The organism is Listeria monocytogenes, assembly GCF_013282665.1.
In the GTDB taxonomy this organism is placed as follows: Bacteria; Bacillota; Bacilli; order Lactobacillales; family Listeriaceae; genus Listeria; species Listeria monocytogenes_C.
On sequence record NZ_CP054041.1, the window covers coordinates 2,355,797 to 2,381,575 of the forward strand.

General features: G+C 36.4%; 30 protein-coding genes. 18 read left to right on the forward strand and 12 right to left on the reverse strand.

The features are described 5' to 3' along the window. Window positions 1-4: 4 nt before the first annotated feature. The 3 genes from dbpA (at window position 5) to HRK21_RS11925 (ending at window position 2,348) form a co-directional block, all read left to right on the forward strand. A complete protein-coding gene (dbpA, locus tag HRK21_RS11915; RefSeq protein WP_070006081.1) occupies window positions 5-1,417 on the forward strand; it encodes an ATP-dependent RNA helicase DbpA in 1,413 nt (470 codons plus the stop codon). Window positions 1,418-1,442: 25 nt separating this feature from the next. Beyond that, window positions 1,443-1,706 carry a DUF3116 family protein gene (locus tag HRK21_RS11920; protein ID WP_003730329.1) on the forward strand — a complete coding sequence of 88 codons (264 nt, stop codon included), beginning with the start codon at window positions 1,443-1,445 and terminating at the stop codon, window positions 1,704-1,706. A 165-nt stretch (window positions 1,707-1,871) separates the two neighbouring features. Further along, the gene (locus HRK21_RS11925) at window positions 1,872-2,348 is read left to right on the forward strand and encodes an NUDIX hydrolase (RefSeq protein WP_070006083.1); all 477 of its coding nucleotides are present in this window, start codon (window positions 1,872-1,874) and stop codon (window positions 2,346-2,348) included. 36 nt (window positions 2,349-2,384) lie between these two features. Here the strand turns inward: HRK21_RS11925 and HRK21_RS11930 are convergent, their stop codons facing one another. Both HRK21_RS11930 and HRK21_RS11935 read right to left on the reverse strand, forming a co-directional pair. Then, window positions 2,385-2,630: a hypothetical protein gene (locus HRK21_RS11930; protein WP_003730327.1), complete on the reverse strand. Its 246-nt coding sequence runs from the start codon at window positions 2,628-2,630 to the stop codon at window positions 2,385-2,387. After that, window positions 2,627-3,832, reverse strand: a complete 1,206-nt coding sequence (locus HRK21_RS11935) for an MFS transporter (protein ID WP_069887672.1) — start codon at window positions 3,830-3,832, stop codon at window positions 2,627-2,629. The genes HRK21_RS11930 and HRK21_RS11935 overlap by 4 nt, the downstream gene beginning before the upstream one ends. 204 nt (window positions 3,833-4,036) lie before the next feature. Here HRK21_RS11935 and HRK21_RS11940 point away from each other — a divergent pair, with 204 nt between their 5' ends. Next, window positions 4,037-4,696 (forward strand): Crp/Fnr family transcriptional regulator, encoded by a 660-nt coding sequence (locus HRK21_RS11940; RefSeq protein ID WP_003738795.1) that lies wholly within the window; start codon window positions 4,037-4,039, stop codon window positions 4,694-4,696. Window positions 4,697-4,735: 39 nt separating this feature from the next. Here the strand turns inward: HRK21_RS11940 and HRK21_RS11945 are convergent, their stop codons facing one another. From HRK21_RS11945 to HRK21_RS11955, 3 genes are all read right to left on the reverse strand, one after another. Continuing rightward, on the reverse strand, window positions 4,736-4,930 hold the full coding sequence (locus tag HRK21_RS11945) for a hypothetical protein (RefSeq protein WP_003723550.1): 195 nt from the start codon (window positions 4,928-4,930) through the stop codon (window positions 4,736-4,738). A gap of 67 nt (window positions 4,931-4,997) precedes the next feature. Next, window positions 4,998-5,846, reverse strand: a complete 849-nt coding sequence (locus HRK21_RS11950) for a YitT family protein (protein WP_003730323.1) — start codon at window positions 5,844-5,846, stop codon at window positions 4,998-5,000. A 330-nt stretch (window positions 5,847-6,176) separates the two neighbouring features. Next, on the reverse strand, window positions 6,177-6,314 hold the full coding sequence (locus HRK21_RS11955) for a hypothetical protein (RefSeq protein WP_003723553.1): 138 nt from the start codon (window positions 6,312-6,314) through the stop codon (window positions 6,177-6,179). A 150-nt stretch (window positions 6,315-6,464) separates the two neighbouring features. Here HRK21_RS11955 and treR point away from each other — a divergent pair, with 150 nt between their 5' ends. Then, entirely contained in the window at window positions 6,465-7,178 is a 714-nt protein-coding gene (gene treR, locus HRK21_RS11960; RefSeq protein ID WP_003736429.1) for a trehalose operon repressor, read from the forward strand. Window positions 7,179-7,208: 30 nt separating this feature from the next. Here the strand turns inward: treR and treC are convergent, their stop codons facing one another. Further along, complete coding sequence (gene treC / locus HRK21_RS11965) at window positions 7,209-8,855, reverse strand: alpha,alpha-phosphotrehalase (protein ID WP_070006085.1); 1,647 nt, start codon at window positions 8,853-8,855, stop codon at window positions 7,209-7,211. A gap of 18 nt (window positions 8,856-8,873) precedes the next feature. Next, complete coding sequence (treP, locus tag HRK21_RS11970; RefSeq protein ID WP_003727531.1) at window positions 8,874-10,358, reverse strand: PTS system trehalose-specific EIIBC component; 1,485 nt, start codon at window positions 10,356-10,358, stop codon at window positions 8,874-8,876. Window positions 10,359-10,475: 117 nt separating this feature from the next. Between treP and HRK21_RS11975 the strand changes: the two genes are divergently transcribed. Further along, window positions 10,476-10,937, forward strand: coding sequence for an NUDIX hydrolase (locus HRK21_RS11975; RefSeq protein WP_069887674.1), 462 nt, complete (start codon window positions 10,476-10,478; stop codon window positions 10,935-10,937). Between the two features lie 38 nt (window positions 10,938-10,975). On the opposite strand, the gene HRK21_RS11980 is transcribed toward HRK21_RS11975, so the two are convergent. Next, window positions 10,976-11,440: a hypothetical protein gene (locus HRK21_RS11980; protein WP_070006087.1), complete on the reverse strand. Its 465-nt coding sequence runs from the start codon at window positions 11,438-11,440 to the stop codon at window positions 10,976-10,978. A gap of 188 nt (window positions 11,441-11,628) precedes the next feature. Here HRK21_RS11980 and HRK21_RS11985 point away from each other — a divergent pair, with 188 nt between their 5' ends. Further along, window positions 11,629-12,543: an alpha/beta hydrolase gene (locus HRK21_RS11985; RefSeq protein ID WP_069887675.1), complete on the forward strand. Its 915-nt coding sequence runs from the start codon at window positions 11,629-11,631 to the stop codon at window positions 12,541-12,543. Window positions 12,544-12,568: 25 nt separating this feature from the next. On the opposite strand, the gene HRK21_RS11990 is transcribed toward HRK21_RS11985, so the two are convergent. The 4 genes from HRK21_RS11990 to HRK21_RS12005 form a co-directional block, all read right to left on the reverse strand. Beyond that, window positions 12,569-13,816: a glutamate-5-semialdehyde dehydrogenase gene (locus HRK21_RS11990; RefSeq protein WP_070006089.1), complete on the reverse strand. Its 1,248-nt coding sequence runs from the start codon at window positions 13,814-13,816 to the stop codon at window positions 12,569-12,571. Further along, entirely contained in the window at window positions 13,800-14,630 is an 831-nt protein-coding gene (proB, locus tag HRK21_RS11995; RefSeq protein ID WP_070006091.1) for a glutamate 5-kinase, read from the reverse strand. Before proB ends, HRK21_RS11990 begins: the two co-directional genes overlap by 17 nt. Before the next feature lie 146 nt (window positions 14,631-14,776). Beyond that, window positions 14,777-15,916 carry a PrsW family glutamic-type intramembrane protease gene (locus HRK21_RS12000; RefSeq protein ID WP_070006093.1) on the reverse strand — a complete coding sequence of 380 codons (1,140 nt, stop codon included), beginning with the start codon at window positions 15,914-15,916 and terminating at the stop codon, window positions 14,777-14,779. Between the two features lie 81 nt (window positions 15,917-15,997). Beyond that, entirely contained in the window at window positions 15,998-16,393 is a 396-nt protein-coding gene (locus HRK21_RS12005) for a helix-turn-helix domain-containing protein (RefSeq protein WP_069887677.1), read from the reverse strand. A 149-nt stretch (window positions 16,394-16,542) separates the two neighbouring features. Between HRK21_RS12005 and HRK21_RS12010 the strand changes: the two genes are divergently transcribed. From HRK21_RS12010 to rnhB, 11 genes are all read left to right on the forward strand, one after another. Further along, a complete protein-coding gene (locus HRK21_RS12010) occupies window positions 16,543-16,758 on the forward strand; it encodes a helix-turn-helix domain-containing protein (protein ID WP_003736439.1) in 216 nt (71 codons plus the stop codon). Between the two features lie 104 nt (window positions 16,759-16,862). Further along, a complete protein-coding gene (locus HRK21_RS12015) occupies window positions 16,863-17,396 on the forward strand; it encodes a matrixin family metalloprotease (protein WP_070006095.1) in 534 nt (177 codons plus the stop codon). 16 nt (window positions 17,397-17,412) lie between these two features. Continuing rightward, window positions 17,413-18,066, forward strand: a complete 654-nt coding sequence (locus tag HRK21_RS12020; RefSeq protein WP_070006097.1) for a hypothetical protein — start codon at window positions 17,413-17,415, stop codon at window positions 18,064-18,066. 265 nt (window positions 18,067-18,331) lie between these two features. Further along, window positions 18,332-19,270, forward strand: a complete 939-nt coding sequence (locus HRK21_RS12025) for a hypothetical protein (protein WP_070006098.1) — start codon at window positions 18,332-18,334, stop codon at window positions 19,268-19,270. Between the two features lie 115 nt (window positions 19,271-19,385). Next, the gene (gene tig, locus HRK21_RS12030; RefSeq protein WP_003730674.1) at window positions 19,386-20,669 is read left to right on the forward strand and encodes a trigger factor; all 1,284 of its coding nucleotides are present in this window, start codon (window positions 19,386-19,388) and stop codon (window positions 20,667-20,669) included. A 183-nt stretch (window positions 20,670-20,852) separates the two neighbouring features. Next, a complete protein-coding gene (clpX, locus tag HRK21_RS12035; RefSeq protein ID WP_003738807.1) occupies window positions 20,853-22,112 on the forward strand; it encodes an ATP-dependent protease ATP-binding subunit ClpX in 1,260 nt (419 codons plus the stop codon). Window positions 22,113-22,230: 118 nt separating this feature from the next. After that, window positions 22,231-22,797, forward strand: a complete 567-nt coding sequence (gene sipX, locus HRK21_RS12040; protein ID WP_003738808.1) for a type I signal peptidase SipX — start codon at window positions 22,231-22,233, stop codon at window positions 22,795-22,797. A gap of 34 nt (window positions 22,798-22,831) precedes the next feature. Further along, the gene (sipY, locus tag HRK21_RS12045) at window positions 22,832-23,401 is read left to right on the forward strand and encodes a type I signal peptidase SipY (protein WP_069887682.1); all 570 of its coding nucleotides are present in this window, start codon (window positions 22,832-22,834) and stop codon (window positions 23,399-23,401) included. A 101-nt stretch (window positions 23,402-23,502) separates the two neighbouring features. Beyond that, window positions 23,503-24,045, forward strand: a complete 543-nt coding sequence (sipZ, locus tag HRK21_RS12050; protein ID WP_069887683.1) for a type I signal peptidase SipZ — start codon at window positions 23,503-23,505, stop codon at window positions 24,043-24,045. A gap of 9 nt (window positions 24,046-24,054) precedes the next feature. Then, window positions 24,055-24,918 carry a ribosome biogenesis GTPase YlqF gene (ylqF, locus tag HRK21_RS12055; protein WP_003738811.1) on the forward strand — a complete coding sequence of 288 codons (864 nt, stop codon included), beginning with the start codon at window positions 24,055-24,057 and terminating at the stop codon, window positions 24,916-24,918. Next, complete coding sequence (gene rnhB / locus HRK21_RS12060; RefSeq protein WP_069887684.1) at window positions 24,915-25,700, forward strand: ribonuclease HII; 786 nt, start codon at window positions 24,915-24,917, stop codon at window positions 25,698-25,700. The genes ylqF and rnhB overlap by 4 nt, the downstream gene beginning before the upstream one ends. Window positions 25,701-25,779 lie beyond the last annotated feature (79 nt).

A 25,779-nucleotide genomic window follows, 5' to 3' on the forward strand; every position in this document is an offset into this window, starting at 1 on the left:
TGACATGCATAATTTAAAATTAAGTGAAGAAATCAAAAGAGCAATTAACGAACTAGGATATACAGAAGCAACGCCTGTTCAAAAAGCAGTAATTCCAGTTGCTTTAACAGGGGAAGATATCGTTGCTAAATCACAAACTGGTAGTGGCAAAACAGCAGCATTCGCTATTCCTATTGCTGAACAAGTCGAATGGGAAGAAAATAAACCGCAAGCGCTAATCATCGTTCCAACGCGAGAGCTTGCCATGCAAGTCAAAACAGAATGCACAAATATCGGGCGATTTAAACGTATCAAAGCAGCAGCAATATACGGACAATCACCATTTGCAAAACAAAAATTAGAACTAAGTCAAAAAAATCATATCGTCGTTGGGACGCCTGGACGCCTACTGGATCATATTGAAAAAGGATCTCTGAATGTCGATAAAGTAGCCCACTTAGTTTTAGATGAAGTAGACGAAATGTTAAGTATGGGCTTTATTGATCAAGTAGAAGATATTCTTAGCCGTTTACCAAAACAGCGCCAAAATCTATTTTTCTCTGCAACTATGCCAGAAGAAATGCAAGATTTAATCAAACGCTATCAAGACAATCCAATGGTTATCGAAATGGCATCAGAAAAAACAAATCCTATCTTCCACGTGGAGATGCAAACAGATAATAAAGAAAAAACGCTAAAAGATGTTTTAATTACGGAAAATCCGGATAGCGCGATTATTTTTTGCAACACGAAAAATCAAGTCGATGAACTCACTGATTTACTTGATGTAAAAGCTAGTAAAATTCATGGTGGCTTAAGACAAGAAGATCGTTTTCGGGCAATGGATGATTTCAAAAGTGGTAAATCGCGTTTCTTAATTGCGACAGATCTGGCAGGACGTGGAATTGATGTGGATAATGTCTCATTAGTTATTAACTATGATTTACCAATCGAAAAAGAAAATTATGTGCATCGTATCGGCCGTACTGGTCGCGCTGGCAAAAGCGGGAAAGCCATTAGCTTCGTGAAAACAAATGAAAATCCACTTTTGCGTGATATAGAAGAAATGCTCGACGTTACAATTGAAAAAAAACGTAAACCGACAGTAATCGAAGTGAAAGCAAACGAAGATGCTTTCCGCAAAAAACAACAAAAGCGACCAACTATCAAAAAAGCTCGTGGCGAAAAATTAAATAAAAACATCATGAAATTGTACTTTAACGGTGGAAAAAAGAAAAAAATTCGCGCAGTAGATTTTGTTGGAACTATTTCTAAATTAGAAGGAATTACGGCTGAAGATATTGGAATTATTACGATTGAAGACCATGTTTCTTTTGTTGAAATTTTAAACGGGAAAGGACCAGCTGTACTGGATATGATGCGCTCCCGTAAAGTAAAAGGTAGACGCCTGAAAGTAAACGAAGCCAGAAAAAGATAATTTTAAGAAAAAGAAGGTCTAAGCAATGGAAAGGCCAGATAATCAACTCATATTAATGGTGTTAGAAGTTGTTAAAAATCCACTTTACAATATAAAATCACTAACAATTAATTTTCTGCAGGGAGAGATTGTTGGCAATTCAACAAGAAATGAATTGTTATATTGCACATACTGGCTTGAATTCCATGGTTTTATTCTTCGTGACGAAAAAGGAGATAACCAAAAGTACTATAGCATGACGAAACAAGGGGATTTTTTACTTCAAAAAATTAAAAATGAACTTTCTTAGTTTGTTCATACTTTTTTAACATTTATTCGTTATATTAAGAGTAACCTTTTTTTTAATGAAATATCTCACCTGGCAGCATCCGTCTCCCTACTAAAACGCGGATGCTGCTCTTTTTGTGCCTAAAATTATGATATACTGAAAAAAACTTGGAAAGTAGATGGAAATATGTATAAATACACACTTTGTTTTATCCAAAGAGCCGATGAAATTTTATTATTGAATAGGCAAAAATCTCCTTGGATGGGGAGTTGGACTGGTGTCGGGGGTAAAATTGAACAAGGGGAGGCGCTCCTCGAATCGATTAAGCGTGAAATTACAGAAGAGACAGGGATTTCCTCGAAGGACTACGAAATTCGTGATATCGGTGAAATGAAATGGTTTGTGGATGGTGAAAATCTTGGAGGAATGCATTTGTTTCTGGCTACTCTTCCTGATAATTATACATACCCAACACCTCGCGCAACCGATGAAGGAATACTTGATTTTAAAAAAAGGGCATGGATACTTAATCCGGAAAATACAGGTGTGGTAAACAATTTACCATATATTATCCAACATGCCCCAAAAGCACCACTTAGAATAGAAGTTTCGACAAATTATCAAGAAAATATATTATTACATATTAGTCATCAATCCTTATAAAAAAAGCATTGCGCCGATTCGCAATGCTTTCATACTTCAAGATGTCGTGAAATAACTCGCTTCCCAGCGACTAATTAAATTTTGCGCATCATCTGTAGATAATTTTTTATGTCCGATAATCTGCTCTTTGGCAATTTCGAGACTTTCAAAATGATCGATTAATCGTTGCGAAGGATTATTAATATAGACATCACTAAGTAGAATGGAGTGGTTTTTCTCCTTTTCTATGCTTCTAACTCCTACGATATAACCTGCTGCTGTAATAAGTAATAATTTATTCATACTTCTTCGCTCCCTTTTAGTTGTTCTGCTGCACCGCTAGACACTTTTTTTCTGGATAAAAACATATAGATGAAAATGCAAATAAAAGCGATGGCACCGGCAATAATGTAAATACCTTGAAATGAAAGCACATGGTGAATTTCACCCATAATATAAGGCCCAATACCAAGTCCTAAATCAAGCCCGATAAAGTACGTAGATAAGCCAATCCCAATACGATGTGGTTCACATACTTTTAAACAAACAGCTTGTCCATTTGACATAAACGTTCCATAACCTAAACCGATGAGTCCACCTGAAATAAGTAACACAAGGCTTGATGTCGCTGTACTTAGGACTACTAATCCAACTGCTAAAAAGAGATAACTAGGATACATCACATATTTTTCACCTTTTGCATCGAAAAGTTTTCCAGACATTGGGCGCGTAAAGGTAATGACTAATGCGTAGACAACAAAGAAGAATGTCCCAGCGCTCACTAAATTAATTTCTCTAGCATAGGAAGCAAGGAATGTAAGCACACTAGAATAAGAAATCCCCATTAAGAAGGCAATAAAGGTAATCGGAATTACTTTATACTCAACAAAACTTTTAACCGTCCAAGTTTGTAAGGCCTTCCGATGTTCGGCTGTTAAAACAATATTTTTCACTGGTAAATAGAAGCAAAGTAGTGCTGTTAATAAGACAATAACCGTGGAAAAAATAATAATCGTATAAAAGTTCGTTTTGTTTAGTAAAATCATTCCAATGAAAGGGCCAATCGCGGCTGCAAGACTTGTGCTGAGGCCATAATAATTAATTCCTTCCCCGTTTCTAGAATTAGGAATATAAGCTGTGACAATCGCATTGGTAGCTGTTGAAGTTGTTCCATATGCGAATCCATTTAAAAAACGGATAATAAACATAATGGCAATCGTTGGCATGTATAAGTAAGCCATTGTCGTTACTAAGAAAAATAAAATCCCAAATCTTAACACTCGCTTACGACCAAATAGTTCCAGCTTTTTCCCCATGTAAAGTCGTGCGAGGAGCGTCCCGATAATATAAATCCCAGACGCAAATCCGGCTTCACCAAGAGAGGCGTTCAACTCTTCTTGAGCAATAACGGCAATAATAACCATTAGCAAATAATAAACGAGATAAACGACAAAGTTAATCAATGTTATTAAGACAAAACCCTTGTTAAATAATTTTTCTTTCATAGAATAAAATCCCTTCCTACGTATAATTTGTAATTTATCTCAGCGACAAAGAGTATTATAGGGGATATTCGGAGAGGATACTTTTTAATTTGGTAATTATTTCTGCTATATACAAATTTGTATAACATTTGTTGAAAAAATAGGGAATAGTATTTTGTATGATTAATATGCTTTAACTGGAAGGACAAAAAGGAGGTTAAGAACATGAAGCAAAATATTCTTAATAATTATGTGAGCACAAATGATTTTCCAGTTATTACAAGGGGAAAACGTAAATACTTAACTTACGAGGGGCTGGAAGATTCTTATGTCTACATACTTAAAAAAGGGATTATTAAAACGAGTATTATATCAAGGGATGGTAGGGAGTTTAACTTAAATTACATTAATAAAATGGATATTATCTCTCTGTTAAAAGATGAGTACTCCCAGTTTGCGAATGCACCGTTTAACATTCGTGTGGAGTCTGATACGGCAGAACTATACCAAGTTGACCGGGTGAGATTTTGGAAAGACGTGAATCGCGATGTGGATTTGCAAATTTATGTAAAAGATTATTACCGTACGAGATTATTGCAATCCATTAAAAAAATGCAACAGATGCTAATGAACGGGAAACTTGGAGCTATTTGTACGCAACTTTATGAACTTTATACACTTTTTGGTGTGGAAATAGCACCTGATCAGTACTTAATTGATTTTCTAGTAAGCAATGAAGAAATTGGTCATTTTTGCGGGATTAACTCCGCAAGCAGTGTGAACCGGATTTTCCAACAACTCAAAAAAGAAGGCGTCATTACGATGGAAAACCGCTATATTATTATTAAAAAATTAGATGTTATTCAAGAAAACGTTATTTTTTAACAGTAGAAAAGCACTGCAATCAATCGTTGCAGTGCTTTTCTATCCTCTTTTTTTAAAGGAATATCGAATCCTAAGTGTGATGAGTCCAATGATGATTAACAAACCACCAACCATCAAATTCTCTAAGTCGCTAAAATCCCAAAAAATAGAAATTCCGATATTAGATAGTCCTAGAAAAACAAAAACCAAGCCAACAACAAGTAAAACCAAATAAGCCGGTTTAGAAATTTTCATAAGGACGCCTCACTTACATTAAAAAATAATTTCCACATTATTGTAACATAAGTTTAATGAAACCACATCACTCGCTTGTTATTTGTTTTGTAAAGCCTTCACCCACAACACTTTGGACATCATTAATAATAAAGAATGCTTTCTCATCATATTTGTTAACGATTTTAGTGAGAGGTAGTAATTGATCCCGGCTAATCACGATATAAAGAATTTTTTTATCTTGACGCATATAGAAACCTTGTCCATTGAAAAGGGTAATACCGCGCTCCAAATTCGCATCAATTTCAGTTGCAATTTCTTCATAATAATCCGATATAATCGTGACAGACTTTTTAGGATTGTAACCTTCAAGAATGAAATCAAGTACTTTGGTCGAAATATAAAGTGAAACGACGGTAAAAAGCATGTTTTCAAAGCCGATAACAAACACAGAAGGGATAACAACAAGTAAATCAAAGAATAGTAATGCATAACTTGTATTCCAACCAAGATATTTATTAGCAATTTTCGCTAAAATAGCGCTACCTGCTGTAGTTCCGCCGCCATTCATAATTAATCCCATACCAATTCCCATCATTAATCCGGCAAAAATGGCAGCGACAATCGTTTGATTTGCCACGAAAGCAAGTGGCTCAGAAAAATGTAAAAATATCGAAGTAAAACTAATAGCCACAATTGTCCAGACAATCGTCATTCGATCAAGAAACTTATAACCAATAATAAGTAAGATACCATTAAATATAAAAGTAGTGACTGCTGGCGTCCAACCAAGTAAATAATAAAGCATCATTGTAAGCCCAGTAACGCCACCTTCTCCTAAATTATTCGGGATAGCAAAAACATTGACAGCAAGCGAGAAAATAAGCGCCCCCACGATAATTTTTGCGATGTTCCAACCAGTTTTATTTTTGTTCATCTCCATTTCTCCTTTCCACACAAAAAAAGACCCAAGAACACCTCTAAATAGGCACTCTGGAGTCTTTTTATAAAAAAAGCATTAACTGACATCTTTGTCATTAATTGTCTCACCATAAAAAATTGCTATTCATTTCAACACAATTTACAATATACCATAAAAAATAAGCACCTTCAAGCCTTTTTTAAGTATAAATAATTAGCCGAAAATCGCTAAAAATGGCATTAAATTAAGTAGAAATAAACCTACAAGAACACTAATAACAATTTTGATGACAAGTGGTTTTTCACTTTCTGTTTTTTTCAATGTGTTTTCCTCCTTAATGTGCGCTTATTTAGCCCAGTGTACGAATTCATTTTTTAGTGGCATATAAGTGGCAGTTTTTTTCTTATAGATTTGGTAAGCAAGTATAAATCCAAGAAACGCTGGAACAATAATTGCAAAAATAGTTAAAATAACTTTAGTCATAGAAAATACCTCCTCTTAAATCAAAACACAAGTTCAAATCTTACTACTAATAGTGTACCAAATTTCACGTGATTTTGGTAATAAAGCGGACTAGCAAATTTCGGTTACAATTACGGGCAAATGTGCTACAATAGCGTTGGGTGAGTAAATTTGAATAAGAAAAATAAGTTTTTTGACATATATTTAGAATTAGAGCAAGATATTACATCTGGCGTTTATCCAGCAGGCACACTACTTCCAAGTGAAAATGTCCTGGCTAAGCGTTTTTCGGTATCTCGTGAGACCATTAGAAAAGCACTTGTATTATTGCTTGAAAACGGCTGTATTCAAAAGCTCCAAGGAAAAGGCTCCATTGTTATTGACCGGGAACGTTATTCTTTTCCAGTTTCTGGATTAACTAGCTTTAAAGAATTACAAAAATCCGAACACATGAATGCTACTACGGAAGTCATCCGGAACGAAGAGACAACTTTACCGGATCGAATTGCTGATTTTGCTGGTCTCCCGCATGGTTCAACCTGTCTAGCTATTCTTAGAGTGCGCTATTTAGAAGGAGAAGCAACTATTTTAGATTACGACTATTTATTAGACAAAACCGAACCGATTGCGGATGAGATTTTGGAAGACTCCTTGTATCAATACTTAGAAAATGAAAAAGGCTATGAAATCAGTTATGCTCAAAAAGAAATAACTGTGGAGCCACTGAATGCCGAAGATAAAAAATACTTAGCCTTACATGGTGATACGCATGTGGTTGTCGTAAAAAGTACGGTGTTTTTAAAAGATACAACACTTTTTCAGTATACAGAATCACGACATCGGCTGGATAAATTCCGTTTTATTGATTTTGCTAGAAGACGCTAAAAAGCCTGAGAAACGAATCTCAGGCTTTTTTTATTGTAGTAACGTTAATGTTTCATATGGCGCTAATTCTAGTTCAGAGCTGATTCTCTGGCGCTCATAATTAGAAAGAAGTACTTTAGCATTTAAAAACTCCGTTGGCAGTTGAATTTTTTTCTTCTCGGAACCAAAATGATGGATGGAAAGGAGAGAAGTAGAATAATCTGAACGTTTGTAGGCGATAATTGAATCTTCTTCCGTCAAATAGGGTGTGTAATCACCCGTTTGAATGACAGCGTGTTCTTTGCGCAATGCAATTAGTTTTTGGTAAAAATAGAATATGCTCGTTTTATTAGCTAAAGCGGTTTGAACATTTATTTCTTTTGCATTATCAGCTACTTTTAGCCATGGAGTACCAGTCGTAAAACCTGCATTTTGCGAATCGTCCCATTGCATAGGAGTTCGACTGTTATCACGCGAACGCTCTTTAATAATCTCCATTACTTCCTGCTGACTAAGTCCATTTTTTTGTAAAATATCAAAATGGTTGAGTGTTTCCACATCCACATAATCATCAATTGTAGAGAATTTTGGATTCATCATACCGATTTCTTCCCCCATATAAACAAAAGGTGTTCCGCGCATAAAATGAATCGTTGCGCCAAGTAGGGTAGCAGAATGATAATAGTGTTCCGGCTTGTCGGAAGCGAATCGACCAAGTGCTCGAGGTTGGTCATGGTTGTTCCAGAAAAGCGCATCCCAACCATTTTCATCTGACATCGCAACTTGCCACGTATGGAAAATCGATTTTAAACTCTCAAAATTCACATCGGCTAATCGCCATTTTTCGCCATCGGGATAATCTACTTTCAAATGATGGAAATGAAAAACCATGGACAATTCTTTTTCGTTTGGATTACTATATCGAATGCAGTTATCAATATCCGTCGATGACATTTCTCCAACAGTTATAATAGGTTTGTCGCCAAATGTTCGTTCATGTAGTTCTTTTAAATAAGCATGAATTCCCGGTCCATCTGTATAAAAACGACGGCCATCACCTTCAAAATCATCTTCTAAAAACTTAGGTTTGGCGATTACATTTAAAACATCTAAGCGAAAACCTTCCACACCTTTGTCAATCCAAAAATTCACGACATCAAAGAGTGCCTCGCGCACATTCGGATTGGCCCAGTCTAAATCAGCTTGAGTAACATCATATAAATGCAAATAATACTCAGAGGAGTCAGGCAATTTCTCCCAAGCATTACCACCGAATTTGGAAACCCAATTTGTTGGAGGGGAACCATCGGCTTTTGCTGGACGGAAATAGTAGAACTCACGATAGAATGGATCGCCAGCAAGCGCTTTTTTAAACCATGGATGCTCTGTTGAAGTATGATTTAATACTAAGTCAATCATAATACCAATATTTCTTTTTTTCGCTTCCTTGATAAGCGTTGTCACATCGTCCATCGTACCAAATAAAGGATCAACCGCGGTATAGTCAGCGATATCATAGCCGTTATCATTTTGCGGAGAAGGATAAAATGGATTGAGCCAAATCATCTCAATGCCGAGTTTTTGTAAATAATCAAGCTTGGCAGTGATACCGGGAATATCCCCAGTACCATCGCCAGTCGTATCATAAAAGGATTTCGGATACACTTGATAAATTGTTTTTTGAGCAAACTTTGTCATAAAGGGAAGCCTCACTTTTTAGTTGGTTGTTTTTGCGGATTCACGATACTCCTTTTTACCAAATGTACGAATTGGTGCAGTATCTACTTTGTTTAAAATATTATATTTGCGGAATAATACAGTTAGGATGAAAGGAACAACAATCGTTATTAACATACATACTGCAAAAACTGCGTAGTATTTAGGGTTAATGGACAAGATTCCAGGTAATCCTCCAACTCCAATCGAGTTAGCCATGACACCACTAGATACAGAAACTACAGCAGCGATTGCAGAGCCTATCATAGCAGCAACGAAAGGATATAAATACTTCAAGTTAATACCAAACATCGCAGGTTCAGTTACACCCAGATAACAAGAAATAGTTGCCGGAATTGAAACTTGTTCTTCTTTTTCATTGCCACGATGTAAGAAAATAATTGCTAGAACAGCGGACCCTTGGGCGATGTTAGATAGTGCAATCATCGGCCAGAGATTCGTTCCACCAAATTGACTCATTAATTGTAAGTCGATGGCATTGGTCATATGATGCAGTCCCGTGACAACGAGCGGGGCATATAGGAAGCCAAATAGTGCGGCGAATAACCAACTTAACCCACCAGTCAAACCAGCATAAACGACGTTCGAAATCGCGTCACCAATTTTCCAACCAATTGGTCCAAGAATAACATGTGCAGCAAGAACAGTAGGTACGAGAGCAAAGAATGGAACGAAAATCATCGAAATCGCATTTGGAATAAATTTACGCAACCAAATTTCGAGATAGGCTAGTAAGAATCCGGCCATAATGGCAGGAATAACTTGCGCTTGATACCCAATCATCTGTACTTGAGCAAAGCCAAAGTCCCAAACTGGAATGTCGCCTGCTTTTGTTTCAACGACGCTATAAGCATTTAGTAATTGCGGGGAAACAAGCGTTAAACCAAGGACAATCCCAAGAATTTGTGTGGTTCCCATTTTTTTCGCGATGGACCATGTAATTCCAACTGGTAGAAAGTGGAATACAGCCTCACCGATAAGCCATAAGAAACTATAAACACCAGCCCAAAATGGATAAACATCCACAATCGTTTTCGTGCCGTCCTCTAAAAACTTAATATCTCCAATTACATTACGAAAACCGAGAATAAGACCACCAACAACAATTGCTGGAATTAATGGAGTAAATATTTCAGCTAAACCAGCAAGTAAACGCTGAAGAATACTCATATTTTTCTTCGCATCTACTTTGGCATCTTCTTTATTGACACCTTCTACACCACTAATTTTTGAAAATTCATTATAAAAAATAGCTACATCATTACCTATAATTACTTGAAATTGACCAGCTTGTGTAAATGTCCCTTTTACTGCTGGAATGTCTTCGATAGCCTCCACATCGGCATTATCTGGATTTTGCAAAACAAAACGCATTCTCGTAGCACAGTGTGTGACAGATGAAATATTTTCTTTGCCACCAATTAACTCTAAAAGAGCGCTTGCATCTTTTGTATAGTCAACCATAAAACTTCCTCCTTTTTTAACTTGTATATACAAGTTGTTCGCCATTACTATACTATAAATAATTTGAAAGCGCAACCACTTTATTTATGCTAAACTAAAAAAGAAGGAGAGGTGGCCATGAAACCCATTAGAACGGCAGCAATTATCACGCATCAAAACAAAATTTTGCTCCACTCCAATCAAGAAGAAGATTACTGGACACTTCCGGGAGGTGCAGTGGAAAATGAATCAACAAAAGAAGGATTAAAACGTGAAATGAAAGAAGAACTCGGAGAAGATGTGGCTATTTTAGAATTGAGCATTATTGCGGAAAATCGCTTTTTATATCGCGGCGAAGAAATAGATAGTATTGAGTTTTATTATACGGTTAAACTGTTCCCAGATAGCAGTTTACTTAATCAATCTGCATTTACAAAAATAGAAAAATTTGGTCAATATGGGGAAGAAGCATATGAGCTACATTTTAAATGGTTTGACATAGACAAGTTAGAGGAGATTACCATTTTACCTAGATTTCTCAAAATGGAGTTAGCAAATTCTTCGAGAAAAAACATTATACATTTGGAACAGTCAACATAAAAAATCCCACGAAATTTTTACGTTTCGCGGGATTTTATTTAATTAGTTAAAGATACTAAAGTAATCTCTTTTTTACTGATATCTAAGAATGGTAATTTAACCCGTGTATCTAAACAATAGGCGTTGTAGAGTAACGGTTTTAATGTTGTAGTAGAACTTTCTACTTGGCGAACAAAATTGCCAATTTCTTGATACAATATTTCAATGTTTTTTAAACTACCAATTTTGGAATCGATACGATTTTCACTTACGTTTACATTAGAGTTCGTAACTTTTTCGTTAAATTCATCATTGATAGCATCTTTCGTACGTTCGATACGCGTGAACCGAGTATCTTCCCAATCAACTTCGATGATATGGCAATCGTCCAATTGAAGAAAATCACCAGTCCAAAGTTTGCCGTCGATCTCTACAATCATTCTCGTATCAGGAAAAACCTCTTTGTTACGGTATTTTTTGAGTAAATAATCATACATTTGTAATTGCGCTAAACAGTTATCCATGTGTGTCATCTCCTTATGGGACTATTATAACATATTGTGATTATGTGAACAATCTTCAAAATAGAAATGAACAGTTGGAACTGTAACTTTTTAACTAGTTATACAAAAGTCCTAAAAAAAGCCTGTGAAATAGTGAAAACAACTATCAGGTGGTATACTAATAATAAGATGAAATGGGAGGGAGACAGATGTACAAACAAATGAAATTAAAAGCTACAGATGGACTCGATTTGCATTTACATATTTGGAATGGGGTGGAAAATCCAGTTGGTGTAGTTCAAATTGTTCATGGGATGGCAGAACACGGGGCAAGATATGGCTTGTTTGCGGAACGTTTGAATCAGGCTGGATATATTGTCGTAGCCGATGATCATCGTGGTTTTGGGAAATCAGCCGTGGATGAAGCATCTTTAGGCCATTTAGACGGGGAAACAGGCTTTAATAACATGGTAGAAGATGAAGTGGTTGTACGAACTTATTTAAAAGAAACGTATCCCGATTTACCGTACTTTATTTTTGCACATAGTATGGGAAGTTTTATTATACGAACTTTTATGGCTAAACATCAAGTTGATGGAGTAATTCTCAGCGGTAGCGGGCTTCAACCGGTAGCCCTTCTAAAAATGGGCCAAATGATTACCAAACAAAGAGTGAAAAAAGATGAAAGGAAAAGAAGTGGTTTTCTAAATAAATTAGCCTTTTGGGGTTATAATAAACCTTTTAATGAAAATCATCGTTTTAGTTGGCTTTCGCGGGACGTGGCTATTTATGAAGCTTATGAACAAGATCCGTTTTGTGGTCCAGTAGTTGGAACAAGTGGTTTTTTCCATAATCTTTTTGAAGCCGTAAAGGTGAGTCAACAAAAAGAAACCTTAGAAAGTGTGCCAAAAGATTTGCCTGTGTTATTGCTTTCTGGAAGTGATGATCCGGTAGGACATTTCGGAAAAGATACGCCAAAAATTGCTTTATCCTTAGAAAAAGTGGGGGTAGAGGATGTTACTTATAAAATTTACGAAGACGCTCGTCATGAACTGGTAAATGAATTATGTAAAGAAACCGTTTTTCAAGATGTAATTGATTGGCTGAACGAAAAAAGAAGGTAGCCTATGATTTTAGGCTACCTTCTTTTTAATTACGGATTTGACCGTCTCCGAAAATAATATATTTAGTGGATGTAAGTTCTGTTAAACCCATTGGTCCTCGGGCATGAAGTTTTTGGGTACTAATCCCAATTTCGGCACCGAACCCCATGGCAAAACCATCTGTGAATCGAGTGGAAGCATTGATATAAACAGCTGCAGCATCCACTTTTTGGTGGAAGGCTTGACCAGTCGCGTAGTCATTAGAAATAATTGCTTCTGAGTGCTTGGTGCCATATTTATTAATATGTTCAATAGCCTCTTCAGCGGAATCGACTACTTTAATAGCTAGGATAAAATCTAAAAATTCATCTTCCCAGTCGGACTCTGTCGCAGCTTTTGATTCTTTTAAAATTCCCTGCGCACGTTCATCTGCACGTAATTCGACATGGTATTCTTTTAACGCAGTTTCCATCGCTGGAAGATAATCTTCCGCAACATCTCGATGAATGAGCAAAGTTTCTGCAGCATTACAGACAGAAGGGCGGGAACACTTAGCATTAACTAAAATATCTATCGCCATTTGTTTCTCTGCTGCTTTATCTACGTATATATGACAATTACCAGTACCAGTTTCGATGACCGGAACTGTTGCATTTTCAAGCACTGTTTGAATTAACCTTGCGCCACCACGAGGAATGAGCACATCTAAAAAACGATTTAGCCGCATCATATCTCGGGCAGTTTCTCGTGAGGTATCTTCAATTAATTGGACACTAGAACGAGGGAAGCCGGATTTCTCAAGGGATTCCTGAATAACAGTCATTAATGCTTTATTGGAATCAATAGCATCACTACCACCACGTAAAATTACCGCATTTCCTGTCTTAAAACAAAGAACAGAAGCATCTACAGTGACATTTGGTCTGGATTCATAAATAATACCAATAACGCCAAGCGGAACCCTAGTTTTACCAATCGTTAGTTCGGCTTCATTTTTCCACATATTTGTTACTTCGCCTATAGGATCCTTTAACGCGACTACTTGTTTCACCGCTTCGGATATCTCTTTGATTCTTTCTTCTGTAAGACGAAGCCGATCAATCATTGTTTCTGGCGTGCCTTTTTTCTGCGCACGAAGGATATCTTTTTCATTTTCTTTTAAAAGGATACTCGTATGCGCAAGTAAATCATTACTTAAATTCAAAAGTGCTGCGTTTTTTTGTTTCGTTGTGGCTTGTGCCAGAAATTGGGAAGCTTCTTTAGCAGCGCTTCCTTTTTTAATGAGTTCGGTCATGTGACAATTCCTCCTTTTTACTAGCGAATAAAGTACCCACTTGTTCACCTTGCATAATATTAAAAATAACCATTGGATTTTTGCCGTTTGTTAAAATCATTTTTTGGTTGGATTCCATACAATAAGAAGCAGCAGAGAGTTTCGTTAACATACCACCAGTTCCAAATTTAGAACCTCGACCACCAGCAAGTGCTTCGATTTCTGGCGTGATTTGATTGATTTCAGAGAACATAACGGCATCCGGATCAGTGGTAGGATTGCTCTCGTAAAAACCGTCAATATCAGAAAGCATGATGAGTAAATCAGCTTGCACTAGTTTAGCGACAATGGCAGAAAGAAAATCGTTATCGCCGTATTTTGTCACATGTTCTAGTTCTTCTACGGCCACAGTGTCATTTTCATTTACGATAGGAATAATACCACGGCTTAATAAACTGTCTAAAGTATTCATAACATTTTCGCGACTAATAGGGAAGTCAGTTACATCACGAGTAAGTAGCACCTGCCCAACAACTTGTCCGTATTCACCAAAAAACTTACTATAAATATGCATTAGTTCGCTTTGACCAACTGAGGCGACTGCTTGAAGGTCAGGAATACTTGTAGGTCTTACTGGAAGCTGTAATTTATGACAACCAACGCCGATTGCCCCTGAAGAAACGAGAATGACTTCTTTTCCTTCGTTACGTAAATCAGATAAAACCATCGCTAATTTCTCAATGGTGCGTAAATTTATATGGCCATTTCCATACATTAATGTACTCGTACCAACTTTAATGACTAATCTCTTGCTATTTTTCAAAGATTCGCGCATTTCTATGACCCCTCTGCTAATTAGATAATACTTCTATTTTACATGAAAATGCAGATATGTCCATATTAGAATCAAGTTTGTCCGTTTGCTATGTTTTATTTTGAATATAAAAATAAGCCCTAAGAAATTTTCTTAGGGCTCTTTACTTATTTAGCAGCTTTACTCGCGGCCGAAATAACGGAGACTTGTTTCAAACCTTTACTGATAAGACGCAAGATAACGAACCAAACAACTACAATTAAAACAATTTGTTTAAAGGAGATTGCTGGAAGTGGATTGAACGGGCAATCCCAAGCGAAATGTAATGCGATTGGAATAATAAACCATTTCCAGAAAGTTCCTGTGAAAATATGGTTCATGCCAAGCTTTTGGTCGCCTTTCGCGATGACAAGAGCGGCACCAGTGATAGCAGCCCAGACAACATGACCACCGATAGACTGCCAACCACGACTAAAGATAACATTAATCATTGTTTCACCGGCAATGTGAATATCTTTGAATAAGAAAGCAGCATCCACACTATAGTTAAACGCATAACCAAGTGATTCAAATGCAGCAAATCCAGCGCCAACAGCGGCACCAATAAGTAAACCGTTTAAAATGTACTTCGAGTTTAAGGAACGAATGAAAAGGGCAACGATAATCATTTTCCCAGTTTCTTCAATAAATCCAACTAAAAGAGCATTAAAATAATTTAATTTCCCAACCGGAATAATTGAGTAAATAACGAGTGTCGCAACAAGTGCGGCTACACCACCGATAAAGAACATCTTTACTACATCAAAAACACTGATGTTCCGAGGTGCATTCGTTTCGAAAAAGAATAATAAGACAGAAAATGGAACTGCAAAGGAACCAATTACCATGAGTCCAGGTATTGTATTGCTGTTATCAAACAAATATGTACACGCTAGGAGTAAGAAATACGTGACGATTAATACTAAGAAAACTCTGGAAAATACCCAAGGATGCGGCCAAGAATGAGGAATGTCGCTAGTTGCGGGTGTTGTGTATTTAGTACCCGCGATAAAAACTTTTTCCCCTTCTTCTTTCGAATGCTTTTTAAAAACAGCTGAGAAAAGGTTGCCAATTTTTAGTTCTGAATTCCCGTGGTTTCCAGTATGTTGATACAATTCTGTTTGCTTAAATGTAACCCACTCTGGATGAGGGGATTTTTGGATCAATGTAAGATTATTAATCTCTTTCTTTCTATAAAGAGCAATCATCTCTACATTTGTAAAAGGTCCAACCTTCTGATCGTTCTTTTTGAAGTACCATTCTGACAAATGAAACTCCCCCTTTAGCTTTTAATTTTGACTCCGTTAATTATTCCCAAAAATGCTAAAAGTTAAACGAGGTGAAGGTGATTAATCATTTAATTTTTTGACTTGTTCATAAAGGAAATCGATGGAATCCGCTAAGAAATTTGCCGCTGACTCATTTAAAGGTTGACCATCTAAATGTAAATCATCTTCATACTTTAAATCTTCACTAATTTTTGTCATTCTTTTCCCGATATTTTTTTCATCGTGGAGTTCACTCGGGGCATATGTCGGAATACTTTGTTGACCGAGTAAATAATCAACGCTCACATCGTATAACGTTGCAATTTGTGTCACCATCTCTAGGTCAGGCTCTCGAATACCATATTCCCAATTACCATAAGTAGAAGGGGCTTTTAAACCAAGTCTTCTTGCTGTTTCTGCTTTTGACCAACCTTGTTTTTCCCGTAATAAAGTAAGTCTGTTACTTAAATTTGGCATTATTTCACTCCTTTTTGTTTGATTATACAATATCTTACTCAATTTAGCTATATTTTAACACATAACGAATTTTTAGTGATTGACATACTCTTTTCGAGTTGTTAATATTATATTAACAACTCAAAATGTGTAGATAAGGAGAAGATGACATGAAAACAGTAGACAGCAGAAAAATCAATACGGCCAAAATTCGGGACTTACGATTGGAACGGGGAATCACGCAAGCCTTCATTGCAAGACGGATGGGTTATAAGTACACATCAGGTTACAGCAACATAGAAAAAGGCACTGTTAGACTTTCTCACAAAAATGCGGTTATCTTGAGTGAAATCTTAATGTGCGAACTAAACTTCTTTTACGAATAAACGGACACGGGATAAAATTGGTAGCTAAATAAAATGAATTAAAGGCAAACGTTTAGGATTAATACACACATAACGTGTGGAAAATGTAAAAAGGAGAGAACAACATGAGTAAAAAAACATTAGTTGGGTTTCTAATTTGTATGGTGTTAGTTGCGTTATTCATACCAACTAATGCGGATGCGTATACGAAGAAGGGCTATGTCATGACAAAAGCGAGCGCGAAAAACTTTAAGATTTATATTAATGGATCCGCGAAAGGTTTTAAGAGTGTGATTATTAACGGAGCCAAAGCGTGGAATCCTTCGCCGTATTTAAACACAGTTAGTATGGGATATGATGTGAAACCTCATTTTAATGTTAGTAGTTCAGCAACGAACAAAGGGGATGTGCTTGCTATTTGCAATACAACCTACTATAAATCCAATAAATTAGTTGCAAAAAATGAGATTACTCTTTATAAAGGTTTTCGCTCACTATCGAACAATCACAAAATCGAAACAGTTATCCATGAATTTGGCCACGGGTTTGGTTTAGGACACGTAAAAACAAGAAACGCAATTATGCTAGATAAAGGTTTCATTAATAAAACAAAACCACAAACAGATGATTATAACGGCATTAAAGCCATGTACAAGTAGAAAGGAGGATTAAAAAATGAAAACAAAACTTATCATTATTATTGGTCTAACAAGCCTGAGTGTCTTAACAGCCTGTTCCAATAACGAAAGTGCGAAAGAAGAACTAACAACAGAACAAACTGAATCCGAACAAGTTAAACCAAATAACGGTGTTGTTTCCTATCACGGAAAATACCTCGAACTCGCTGAAAATATCAATGATTTAGAAAAAGACACACCGATTATCGTCAAAGTCACGAAAAAATCCGAAAAAGCAACGGTAACGAAAGAAACAAAAGAAAATATTTTCCCAACAGATTTTTATACGATGAGTGAAGTACAAATCAATAGTATCGAAAAAGATAAAACTGGAAAATTGAGAGAGAATATGACTATTAAAGTGATGGAATATAGCGTAGAAAATATCACTGTCGATGGCAAAGAATATGATTTAACAATCGACGGATATAAAAATATGGAAAAAGGTGAAGAATATACACTATTTTTAGAGAAAAATCCAGATGAAGACAATTATGTTCTTTCAAATGCAATCATAAGTAAATTCCCGGTGGAGGAATTAGCTGAAAATGAATTATTCCTAGATGACGGAGAAAACGCGGAAGAAACGGGTGACATCGAAGAAATATATCAAGATATTTATCAAGACGTATTAACGGAATACAGTGAATAATTAAAGCTACTCGAATAGTGAAGGACTTCGGTATAAAATCGAGGTCTTTCTTTGTGTGTACAAATAAAATGTTCTAGCGAAACCAAGCTTATTCCAGCCAATTTCCCGCAAAAAAGTACCACAAAATCCACTTGACAGAACTAGACGATAACAAGTAGAATGAACCAAATCATCATTTTTATACTAAAAATGGTTAGATTTTTAACAATAAGGGTAAATCCAGTTAGTATAAATAAAGCTTTTTCAAATAAAAGGAGATAAAACGATGAGTGAAAGTGGTGCTTTTTTTCCAATGAGTGTTAAAAAATTTCTGGAAAAAGGGATTACCTCGTTGTCCGAAGAAGAAAAAATGAGTACGCTACATTATTTAGAGAATGCGTATCATCAAGAACCTTGCAACGAGGAAATTGTACATAAATTAATTCAATTTTATAACCAGACGGATAAAACGAAGAAAGCGCAAGAAGTCGGCCAAAACTTTTTGACAATGAACGGATATAATAAGGATATTCTTGGAGAACTATCTGTAACTTTTATGAAAGAAGATAATATGGATACGTACTTCACATTAGTTAGACATTATATGGAAGAAGAAAAAAATGAAGCTACAGATGAAGTGGCTGATAATGTTATTCCTTTTCCAAAACAGTTTATTCCAAGAAAAGATATTCGTGAATTTGCATCTTGGCATACGACGGAGCAATTGGAGTTTTTACAAGAGGCTCGTTTCTTAGAGATAGATTCCTTTTTGCCAGCATTTAAAGAGTTTCTAGCGGATGATAGTTTTTCTCCGTTTGTGCAGTCGATGATTTTTGAATTAATGCAAGAAAAAGAAGTAAATGAAGCTATTCGAGTTCGGAAAATAGATAAAGATGGTATGTTCAATCCTAGCCTTATACCTATGCTTGCGGATAACGAATTTGCGGCAGCACTTTTTGCGGGGCTTGCTGAGATGCTTGAGAATAGCAATCCAAGTCTTTTAGAGCAGGTGATTGGCATCATTCAGCAGCATTTATTTATGCTTTATCCGTTTGAGTTAGAGCCTCAGGAAGTGGATGTGTGGATTAATGCCTACTATAAATGGGCGAACGCAATGTACGGGGATCATTGTGTTATTTCGGACGATGTAAATCATTTAGCTGTTGAAGAAGCTATTTCTATTATTGAAGAGTTGGAAATAAGACAGCAAAATTATTTTATATAATGACATTTCTTGTTTTCAAGTCAGGGATATCTGTGTTATTATTAGTGAGTATGGCTGAAACTTGTCATGAGAGTAATTAAATTTGAACTAAATAGATGATGGAGGGAATTATACCATGTCAGTAAAATGGGAAAAACAAGAAGGTAATGTTGGAAAACTTACTTTTGAAATTGAACAAGAAAAAGTAAAAGAAGGTTTAGATAGAGCTTTCGTAAAAGTACGTAAAACTCTTAACGTACCTGGATTCCGTAAAGGGAAAGTTCCACGTCAAATTTTCAACCAACGTTTTGGCGAAGAAGCACTTTACCAAGATGCGCTTGATATCTTGCTTCCAGAAGTATATTCTGCAGCAATTGATGAAGCTGGAATTGATCCAGTGGACACTCCTCAAGTAAATATTGAGTCTATGGAAAAAGGCGAAACTTGGGTTTTAACAGCAGAAGTTACGGTAAAACCTGAAGTAAAACTTGGAGACTACAAAGGTCTTGAAGTAGAAAAACGCGAAACAGAACTTACAACAGAAGAATTAGAAGCGGAATTAAAACAATTACAAGAGCGTCAAGCTGAGTTAGTTGTCAAAGAAGATGCTCCAGCTGAAAATGGCGACACTGTTATCCTTGATTTCGAAGGATTCAAAGACGGCGTAGCTTTTGAAGGCGGACAAGCTGAAAATCATTCATTAGAACTTGGAAGCGGACAATTCATTCCTGGTTTTGAAGAAAAATTAGTTGGCTTAAAAGCTGGCGACGAAGCAGACATCGAGTTAACTTTCCCTGAAGAATACCATGCGGAAGATTTAGCTGGACAACCTGTAGTTTTCAAAGTGAAATTACACGAAATTAAAACAAAAGAAGTTCCTGCACTTGACGATGAACTTGCAAAAGACATTGACGAAGAAGTAGAAACTTTAGATGAATTAAAAGAAAAAATCTCTAAACGTTTACAAGAAGCAAAAGAAGAATCTGTTGCTCAAGCTAAACAAGAAGAAGTTATTGCGAAAGCTGTTGAAAATGCAGAAGTGGACATTCCACACGCAATGGTTCATCATGAAGCTGATCATTTAATGAATCATTTTGCTCAAGATTTACAAGCACAAGGTCTAACTCCTGAATTATATTACCAATTCACTGGCCAAACAGAAGAAGCAATGCATGCACAAATGGAAAAAGACGCTGAAAAACGCGTGAAAATGAACCTAGTGCTTGAAGCAATTGCTGAAGCTGAAAACATTGAGCCAACGGAAGAAGCTATCGATGAAGAAATTTCAACATTAGCTGAAAAATATGGTATGGAAAAAGACGCTGTCCGTGCTGCACTTGGCGATATGAGCGAACTTAAATCTGACCTTAAAATCCGTAAAGCTATTGACGTATTATTAGATAGCGCAGTGGAAAAATAAGCTACAATTGATTGAATAATTTCATTAAAAAATGGGGGACATGAGTTATACTCGTGTCCTTCTGAATGTAGAAATATGAATACAGATGATTGGCATTTCTAATAAACAAATGATATTATTAACACACATAGGAGATGAAAAATCGCCTATAAGCAACATACCTATGCGAAGGGGTGAAATATTTTGTTTAAATTTAACGACGAAAAAGGCCAACTTAAATGCTCCTTTTGCGGAAAGACTCAAGATCAAGTACGTAAATTAGTGGCCGGTCCAGGTGTTTATATTTGTGATGAATGTATCGAGCTTTGTAATGAAATTATTGAAGAAGAGCTAGGTATTTCTGAATTTGTTGATTTTGGTGAAGTGCCAAAACCACAAGAAATCCGTCATATATTAAGTGACTATGTTATTGGTCAAGAACGTGCTAAAAAAGCACTTGCTGTAGCAGTTTACAATCACTACAAACGAATTAATTCCAATGAAACGAAAGAAGAGGAAGTAGAACTTTCGAAAAGTAATATTTGTTTAATTGGTCCAACTGGTAGTGGTAAAACACTTCTTGCTCAGACATTAGCGCGAATTCTCAATGTTCCGTTTGCTATTGCAGATGCGACTTCACTGACAGAAGCTGGTTACGTTGGGGAAGATGTAGAAAATATTCTTCTTAAATTGATTCAATCAGCAGACTACGATGTGGAAAAAGCCGAAAAAGGTATTATCTACATTGATGAAATCGACAAAGTTGCACGTAAATCCGAAAACCCATCTATTACTAGAGATGTTTCTGGTGAAGGCGTGCAACAAGCATTACTCAAAATTTTGGAAGGTACTGTTGCAAGTGTTCCGCCACAAGGTGGTAGAAAACACCCTCATCAAGAGCTAATTCAAATTGATACAGGGAATATTCTATTTATCGTTGGTGGTGCTTTTGACGGCATCGAACAAATCGTTAAAAATCGAATGGGTGAAAAAGTCATTGGATTTGGTACAGATAATGCGAAATTAAAAGATGATGAAACGTATTTATCTCGTGTTGTTCCAGAAGATTTACTGAAATTCGGATTAATTCCTGAATTTATTGGACGTTTACCGGTTATTGCAACACTAGAACAATTGGATGAAGCAGCGTTAGTTTCCATTTTGACAGAGCCGAAGAATGCACTTGTAAAACAATACAAACGCATGCTCGAACTCGATGATGTGGAACTTGAATTCGAACCAACTGCATTAATTGAAATTGCGAAAGAAGCGATTGAACGTAAGACAGGCGCTCGCGGTCTTCGTTCGATTATCGAACAGATTATGCTTGAAGTGATGTTCGAAATTCCTTCTCGTGATGACATTACAAAATGTATTATTACGGAAAAAGCAGCTCGTGGGGAAGAAGAACCTCAACTGCAATTAGAAGATGGTTCTATTATTCCAATTAAAACATCTGCATGATTAGAATGCGCGTCGTAATTGGCGCGCATTTTTTCTATCAACTCAGCTTGTTTTACTGTAATATCTGACACGTTTCGTGCTATACTTTATTAATATTAATTGGAGAGGATAAAAAGACATGAAAAGTGAAAATAAATTTTTTTCTGGGGCATTTGGATGGATAAAAATAATTCTCATCGCGCTGATACTCGCTTTTGGTATTCGCTATTTTTTAATTTCTCCAGTTACTGTTAATGGGAAATCAATGGACCCGACACTACATGATGGGCAACATTTATTTATTAACAAAGTATCAGATCCGAAGCGTTTTGACATTATTGTATTTCCTGCTCCTGATGAAGAAAATGCGGAGTACATTAAACGTGTCATCGGTTTACCAGGAGATAAAGTGGAGTATAAAGAAGATCAGCTTTATATTAATGATAAAAAATATGACGAACCGTATTTAGACTCAGAAAAAGCGGCTTTGAAAAATGGGTATTTAACTACCGATGCAGAGGGCGATCCTAACTTTACGATGGCAGATATTCCAAACTCAGATGGCTCACTCACTGTTCCTAAAGGCAAACTTTTTGTGTTAGGGGATAATCGTCAAGTGAGTAAAGATAGTCGCTATATTGGCTTTATATCGCAGGATAGTGTGCTTGGAAAAGTAATCTCATTTGGAAAATCCTTAGAGCGTTAATGTGAACCTGCAGATAGTCTAGGAGGAGACATAGATGACAGATCAGTATGAAAAAAAGCCCAGGAAAAAAAACGGGGCACATCAATTGTTAAGCTGGGTATTAGTTATCGTTGCGGCACTAGCAATCGCGCTTGTCATTCGTAACTTTGTTATTGCACCAGTAAAAGTAGAAGGAACGTCTATGGTTCCAACATATCAAGATGGCGATAGAATTTTCATTGAAAAAATTTCCAAGCCAGATCGTTTCGATATTATCGTATTTGATGAACCTCCGATGATTGGTTCAGGGGAGCATTTTATTAAGCGAGTGATTGGCATGCCGGGAGATAAAATCGCTTTTAAAAATGGTGAATTATATTTAAACGGCGAAAGAAAAGTAGAAAGTTATTTGCCAGAAGGAACACTAACTCTTTGGAATCCGGACCCGACGCAAAAGCCGTACATAGCAGATTATACGCTGGAAGATATGACAGGGGAAAGCACTGTTCCAAAAGGAAAACTGTTCGTACTTGGAGATAATCGCGGCGGTAGTTCAGATAGTCGTGTTTTTGGGTTTATTGAGGATTCTATGGTAAATGGCACCGTGATACAATTCGGGAAATAATGAGAAATCCGTGAAAGATACTTTTTCGCGGATTTCTCTATTAAATGAGCGTTTTTTCGTTTATAATAAGACTGTTAGTATAAAATAGGGCGGTGCAATTTTTGAAGGAGAAGAATTTAAAACGGTTATGGTCATGGATTTGGGCGGCTGTTTTAGCAGTATTAGTTGCTGTTATAATCCGTTTTTATTTGTTTGTCCCTATTCTTGTAGATGGGATATCCATGATGCCTACACTTCATAACGATGACCGTGTAATTATAAATCGCTTTGGGAATGTCGATCGTTTTGACGTGATTGTTTTCCGAGAAGCAGATGGAAAAGAATACATCAAACGAGTAATTGGTTTGCCAGGTGATACCGTAGAATACAAAGAAGACCAACTTTACATCAATGGTAAAAAATATGATGAACCGTATTTAGATACTTACAAAAAAAAGCTGAAAGATGGCTATTTAACAGACGATTATAGTTCGAAAGATCAACTAGATGGTGGCAAAATTCCAAAAGATACTTATTTTGTTCTAGGTGACAATCGTAGAGCAAGTAAAGACAGCCGGATTATTGGACCAATTCCATTAAGTAAGGTATTAGGAACAACACCGATTTGTTACTGGCCAATTGAAGACGCCAAACTTATAGATTAGGAGTGTATAATGACAATTCAATGGTTTCCAGGTCATATGGCCAAAGCTCGCCGTGAGGTAACGGAGAAATTAAAACTTGTAGATGTGATTTTTGAATTAGTGGATGCACGTATCCCACTCTCTTCCTCTAATCCTATGCTAGAAGAAATTATCCACCAAAAAAGACGAGTGATTATTTTAAATAAAGCAGATACTGCTGATGAAAAAACCACGAAAGAATGGATTGACTACTTTGCTGAAAAAGGTTTACCAGCAGTTGCTGTGAATGCGCAAGAAGGTAAAGGTCTATTTAAAATAGAACAAGCAGCCGAAAAATTAATGGCTGAAAAATTCGACCGGTTAAGAAGTAAAGGAATGAAACCAAGAGCAATTCGTGCGATGATTTTAGGTATACCAAACGTTGGTAAATCCACCTTGATTAATCGATTAGCCAAGAAAAATATCGCTCGAACAGGGAACAAACCTGGCGTAACTAAAGCGCAACAATGGATTAAAGTGGGAAAAACATTAGAACTTCTGGATACACCAGGAATCCTTTGGCCTAAATTTGAAGATCAAGAAATTGGCTACAAATTAGCTCTAACTGGAGCAATTAAAGATGATTTACTGCAAATGGAAGAAATTGCTGGCTATGGTTTGCGATTTTTAGAAAACCATTATCCCGACCGCCTTCAAAATTGGCTAAAAGTAGAAACTGTTTCGGAAGATCCTATAGAGACACTTGCTTTTATTGCTGAAAAAAGAGGGCTTCTAGATCGATACAATGATCCAGATTATTCTCGTGCAGCTGAAACAGTAGTTCGAGAAATCCGCCAGCAGAAGTTAGGGAGAATGTCATTTGATTTCCCAAACTGGGAAGATGAATCCGAATGAGTGAATCCATTTCCGTTATCCGAGAAAAACTAAACCAAGTGACATCAGAACACGATCCTTTTTTTCAGCAGTGCATGCAAGATGAACGCAAAGGTGTGGAAAAGCTTCTGCAAGCTACAAGGCGAAAATGGCAAAAAGAAGCGCAATTACGGAACAAACTTGAAGAAATGAAACAATACGAAACAGATTTATTTCAACAAGGGTACAAGTACATCGCTGGAGTAGATGAAGTTGGGCGTGGACCGCTTGCTGGTCCTGTTGTAGCAGCAGCCGTCATATTACCAGCTGATTTTTCTGTTGTTGGAATAAATGATTCTAAACAATTGAGTGAAGCAAAACGTGATGCTTTATTCGAAACGATACAAACAGAAGCAATTGCTGTCGGTGTAGGAATTATCGAACACAATGTCATTGATCAAGTAAATATTTACGAAGCAACGAAACTTGCCATGCGTGAAGCGTTAAATCAATTACAGCCAGAACCGGATTTCGTTTTAATTGATGCCATGCCACTAAAATATTCGGAGGCAGAATTATCTCTTATCAAAGGAGATACAAAAAGCATTTCGATTGCTGCAGCTTCTATAATTGCGAAGGTTACAAGAGATAGATTAATGCAGAAGTATGATGAAGCGTATCCCGGATATGATTTTGCAAATAACATGGGCTATGGCACAAAAAAACATTTACTTGGTTTAGACACAATCGGAATTTGTCCTATCCATCGTATAAGTTTTGCGCCTGTAAAAGAAGCAAAATTGCATTTTGATAGCTTAAAATAACTAAATCATTATAGAGAAAAACGTATTTTCAACATGGAAAATACGTTTTTTTATGCTGTTTTATAGTTTTTAGTCATTT

Excerpts from the sequence above, each read along its gene's own strand:
- dbpA (WP_070006081.1), top strand. The coding sequence starts at position 5 with ATGCATAATTTAAAATTAAGTGAAGAAATCAAAAGAGCAATTAACGAA.
- HRK21_RS11920 (WP_003730329.1), top strand. The coding sequence starts at position 1,443 with ATGGAAAGGCCAGATAATCAACTCATATTAATGGTGTTAGAAGTTGTT.
- HRK21_RS11925 (WP_070006083.1), top strand. The coding sequence starts at position 1,872 with ATGTATAAATACACACTTTGTTTTATCCAAAGAGCCGATGAAATTTTA.
- HRK21_RS11930 (WP_003730327.1), bottom strand. The coding sequence starts at position 2,630 with ATGAATAAATTATTACTTATTACAGCAGCAGGTTATATCGTAGGAGTT.
- HRK21_RS11935 (WP_069887672.1), bottom strand. The coding sequence starts at position 3,832 with ATGAAAGAAAAATTATTTAACAAGGGTTTTGTCTTAATAACATTGATT.
- HRK21_RS11940 (WP_003738795.1), top strand. The coding sequence starts at position 4,037 with ATGAAGCAAAATATTCTTAATAATTATGTGAGCACAAATGATTTTCCA.
- HRK21_RS11945 (WP_003723550.1), bottom strand. The coding sequence starts at position 4,930 with ATGAAAATTTCTAAACCGGCTTATTTGGTTTTACTTGTTGTTGGCTTG.
- HRK21_RS11950 (WP_003730323.1), bottom strand. The coding sequence starts at position 5,846 with ATGAACAAAAATAAAACTGGTTGGAACATCGCAAAAATTATCGTGGGG.
- HRK21_RS11955 (WP_003723553.1), bottom strand. The coding sequence starts at position 6,314 with ATGACTAAAGTTATTTTAACTATTTTTGCAATTATTGTTCCAGCGTTT.
- treC (WP_070006085.1), bottom strand. The coding sequence starts at position 8,855 with ATGACAAAGTTTGCTCAAAAAACAATTTATCAAGTGTATCCGAAATCC.
- treP (WP_003727531.1), bottom strand. The coding sequence starts at position 10,358 with ATGGTTGACTATACAAAAGATGCAAGCGCTCTTTTAGAGTTAATTGGT.
- HRK21_RS11975 (WP_069887674.1), top strand. The coding sequence starts at position 10,476 with ATGAAACCCATTAGAACGGCAGCAATTATCACGCATCAAAACAAAATT.
- HRK21_RS11980 (WP_070006087.1), bottom strand. The coding sequence starts at position 11,440 with ATGGATAACTGTTTAGCGCAATTACAAATGTATGATTATTTACTCAAA.
- HRK21_RS11985 (WP_069887675.1), top strand. The coding sequence starts at position 11,629 with ATGTACAAACAAATGAAATTAAAAGCTACAGATGGACTCGATTTGCAT.
- HRK21_RS11990 (WP_070006089.1), bottom strand. The coding sequence starts at position 13,816 with ATGACCGAACTCATTAAAAAAGGAAGCGCTGCTAAAGAAGCTTCCCAA.
- proB (WP_070006091.1), bottom strand. The coding sequence starts at position 14,630 with ATGCGCGAATCTTTGAAAAATAGCAAGAGATTAGTCATTAAAGTTGGT.
- HRK21_RS12005 (WP_069887677.1), bottom strand. The coding sequence starts at position 16,393 with ATGCCAAATTTAAGTAACAGACTTACTTTATTACGGGAAAAACAAGGT.
- HRK21_RS12010 (WP_003736439.1), top strand. The coding sequence starts at position 16,543 with ATGAAAACAGTAGACAGCAGAAAAATCAATACGGCCAAAATTCGGGAC.
- HRK21_RS12015 (WP_070006095.1), top strand. The coding sequence starts at position 16,863 with ATGAGTAAAAAAACATTAGTTGGGTTTCTAATTTGTATGGTGTTAGTT.
- HRK21_RS12020 (WP_070006097.1), top strand. The coding sequence starts at position 17,413 with ATGAAAACAAAACTTATCATTATTATTGGTCTAACAAGCCTGAGTGTC.
- HRK21_RS12025 (WP_070006098.1), top strand. The coding sequence starts at position 18,332 with ATGAGTGAAAGTGGTGCTTTTTTTCCAATGAGTGTTAAAAAATTTCTG.
- tig (WP_003730674.1), top strand. The coding sequence starts at position 19,386 with ATGTCAGTAAAATGGGAAAAACAAGAAGGTAATGTTGGAAAACTTACT.
- sipX (WP_003738808.1), top strand. The coding sequence starts at position 22,231 with ATGAAAAGTGAAAATAAATTTTTTTCTGGGGCATTTGGATGGATAAAA.
- sipY (WP_069887682.1), top strand. The coding sequence starts at position 22,832 with ATGACAGATCAGTATGAAAAAAAGCCCAGGAAAAAAAACGGGGCACAT.
- ylqF (WP_003738811.1), top strand. The coding sequence starts at position 24,055 with ATGACAATTCAATGGTTTCCAGGTCATATGGCCAAAGCTCGCCGTGAG.
- rnhB (WP_069887684.1), top strand. The coding sequence starts at position 24,915 with ATGAGTGAATCCATTTCCGTTATCCGAGAAAAACTAAACCAAGTGACA.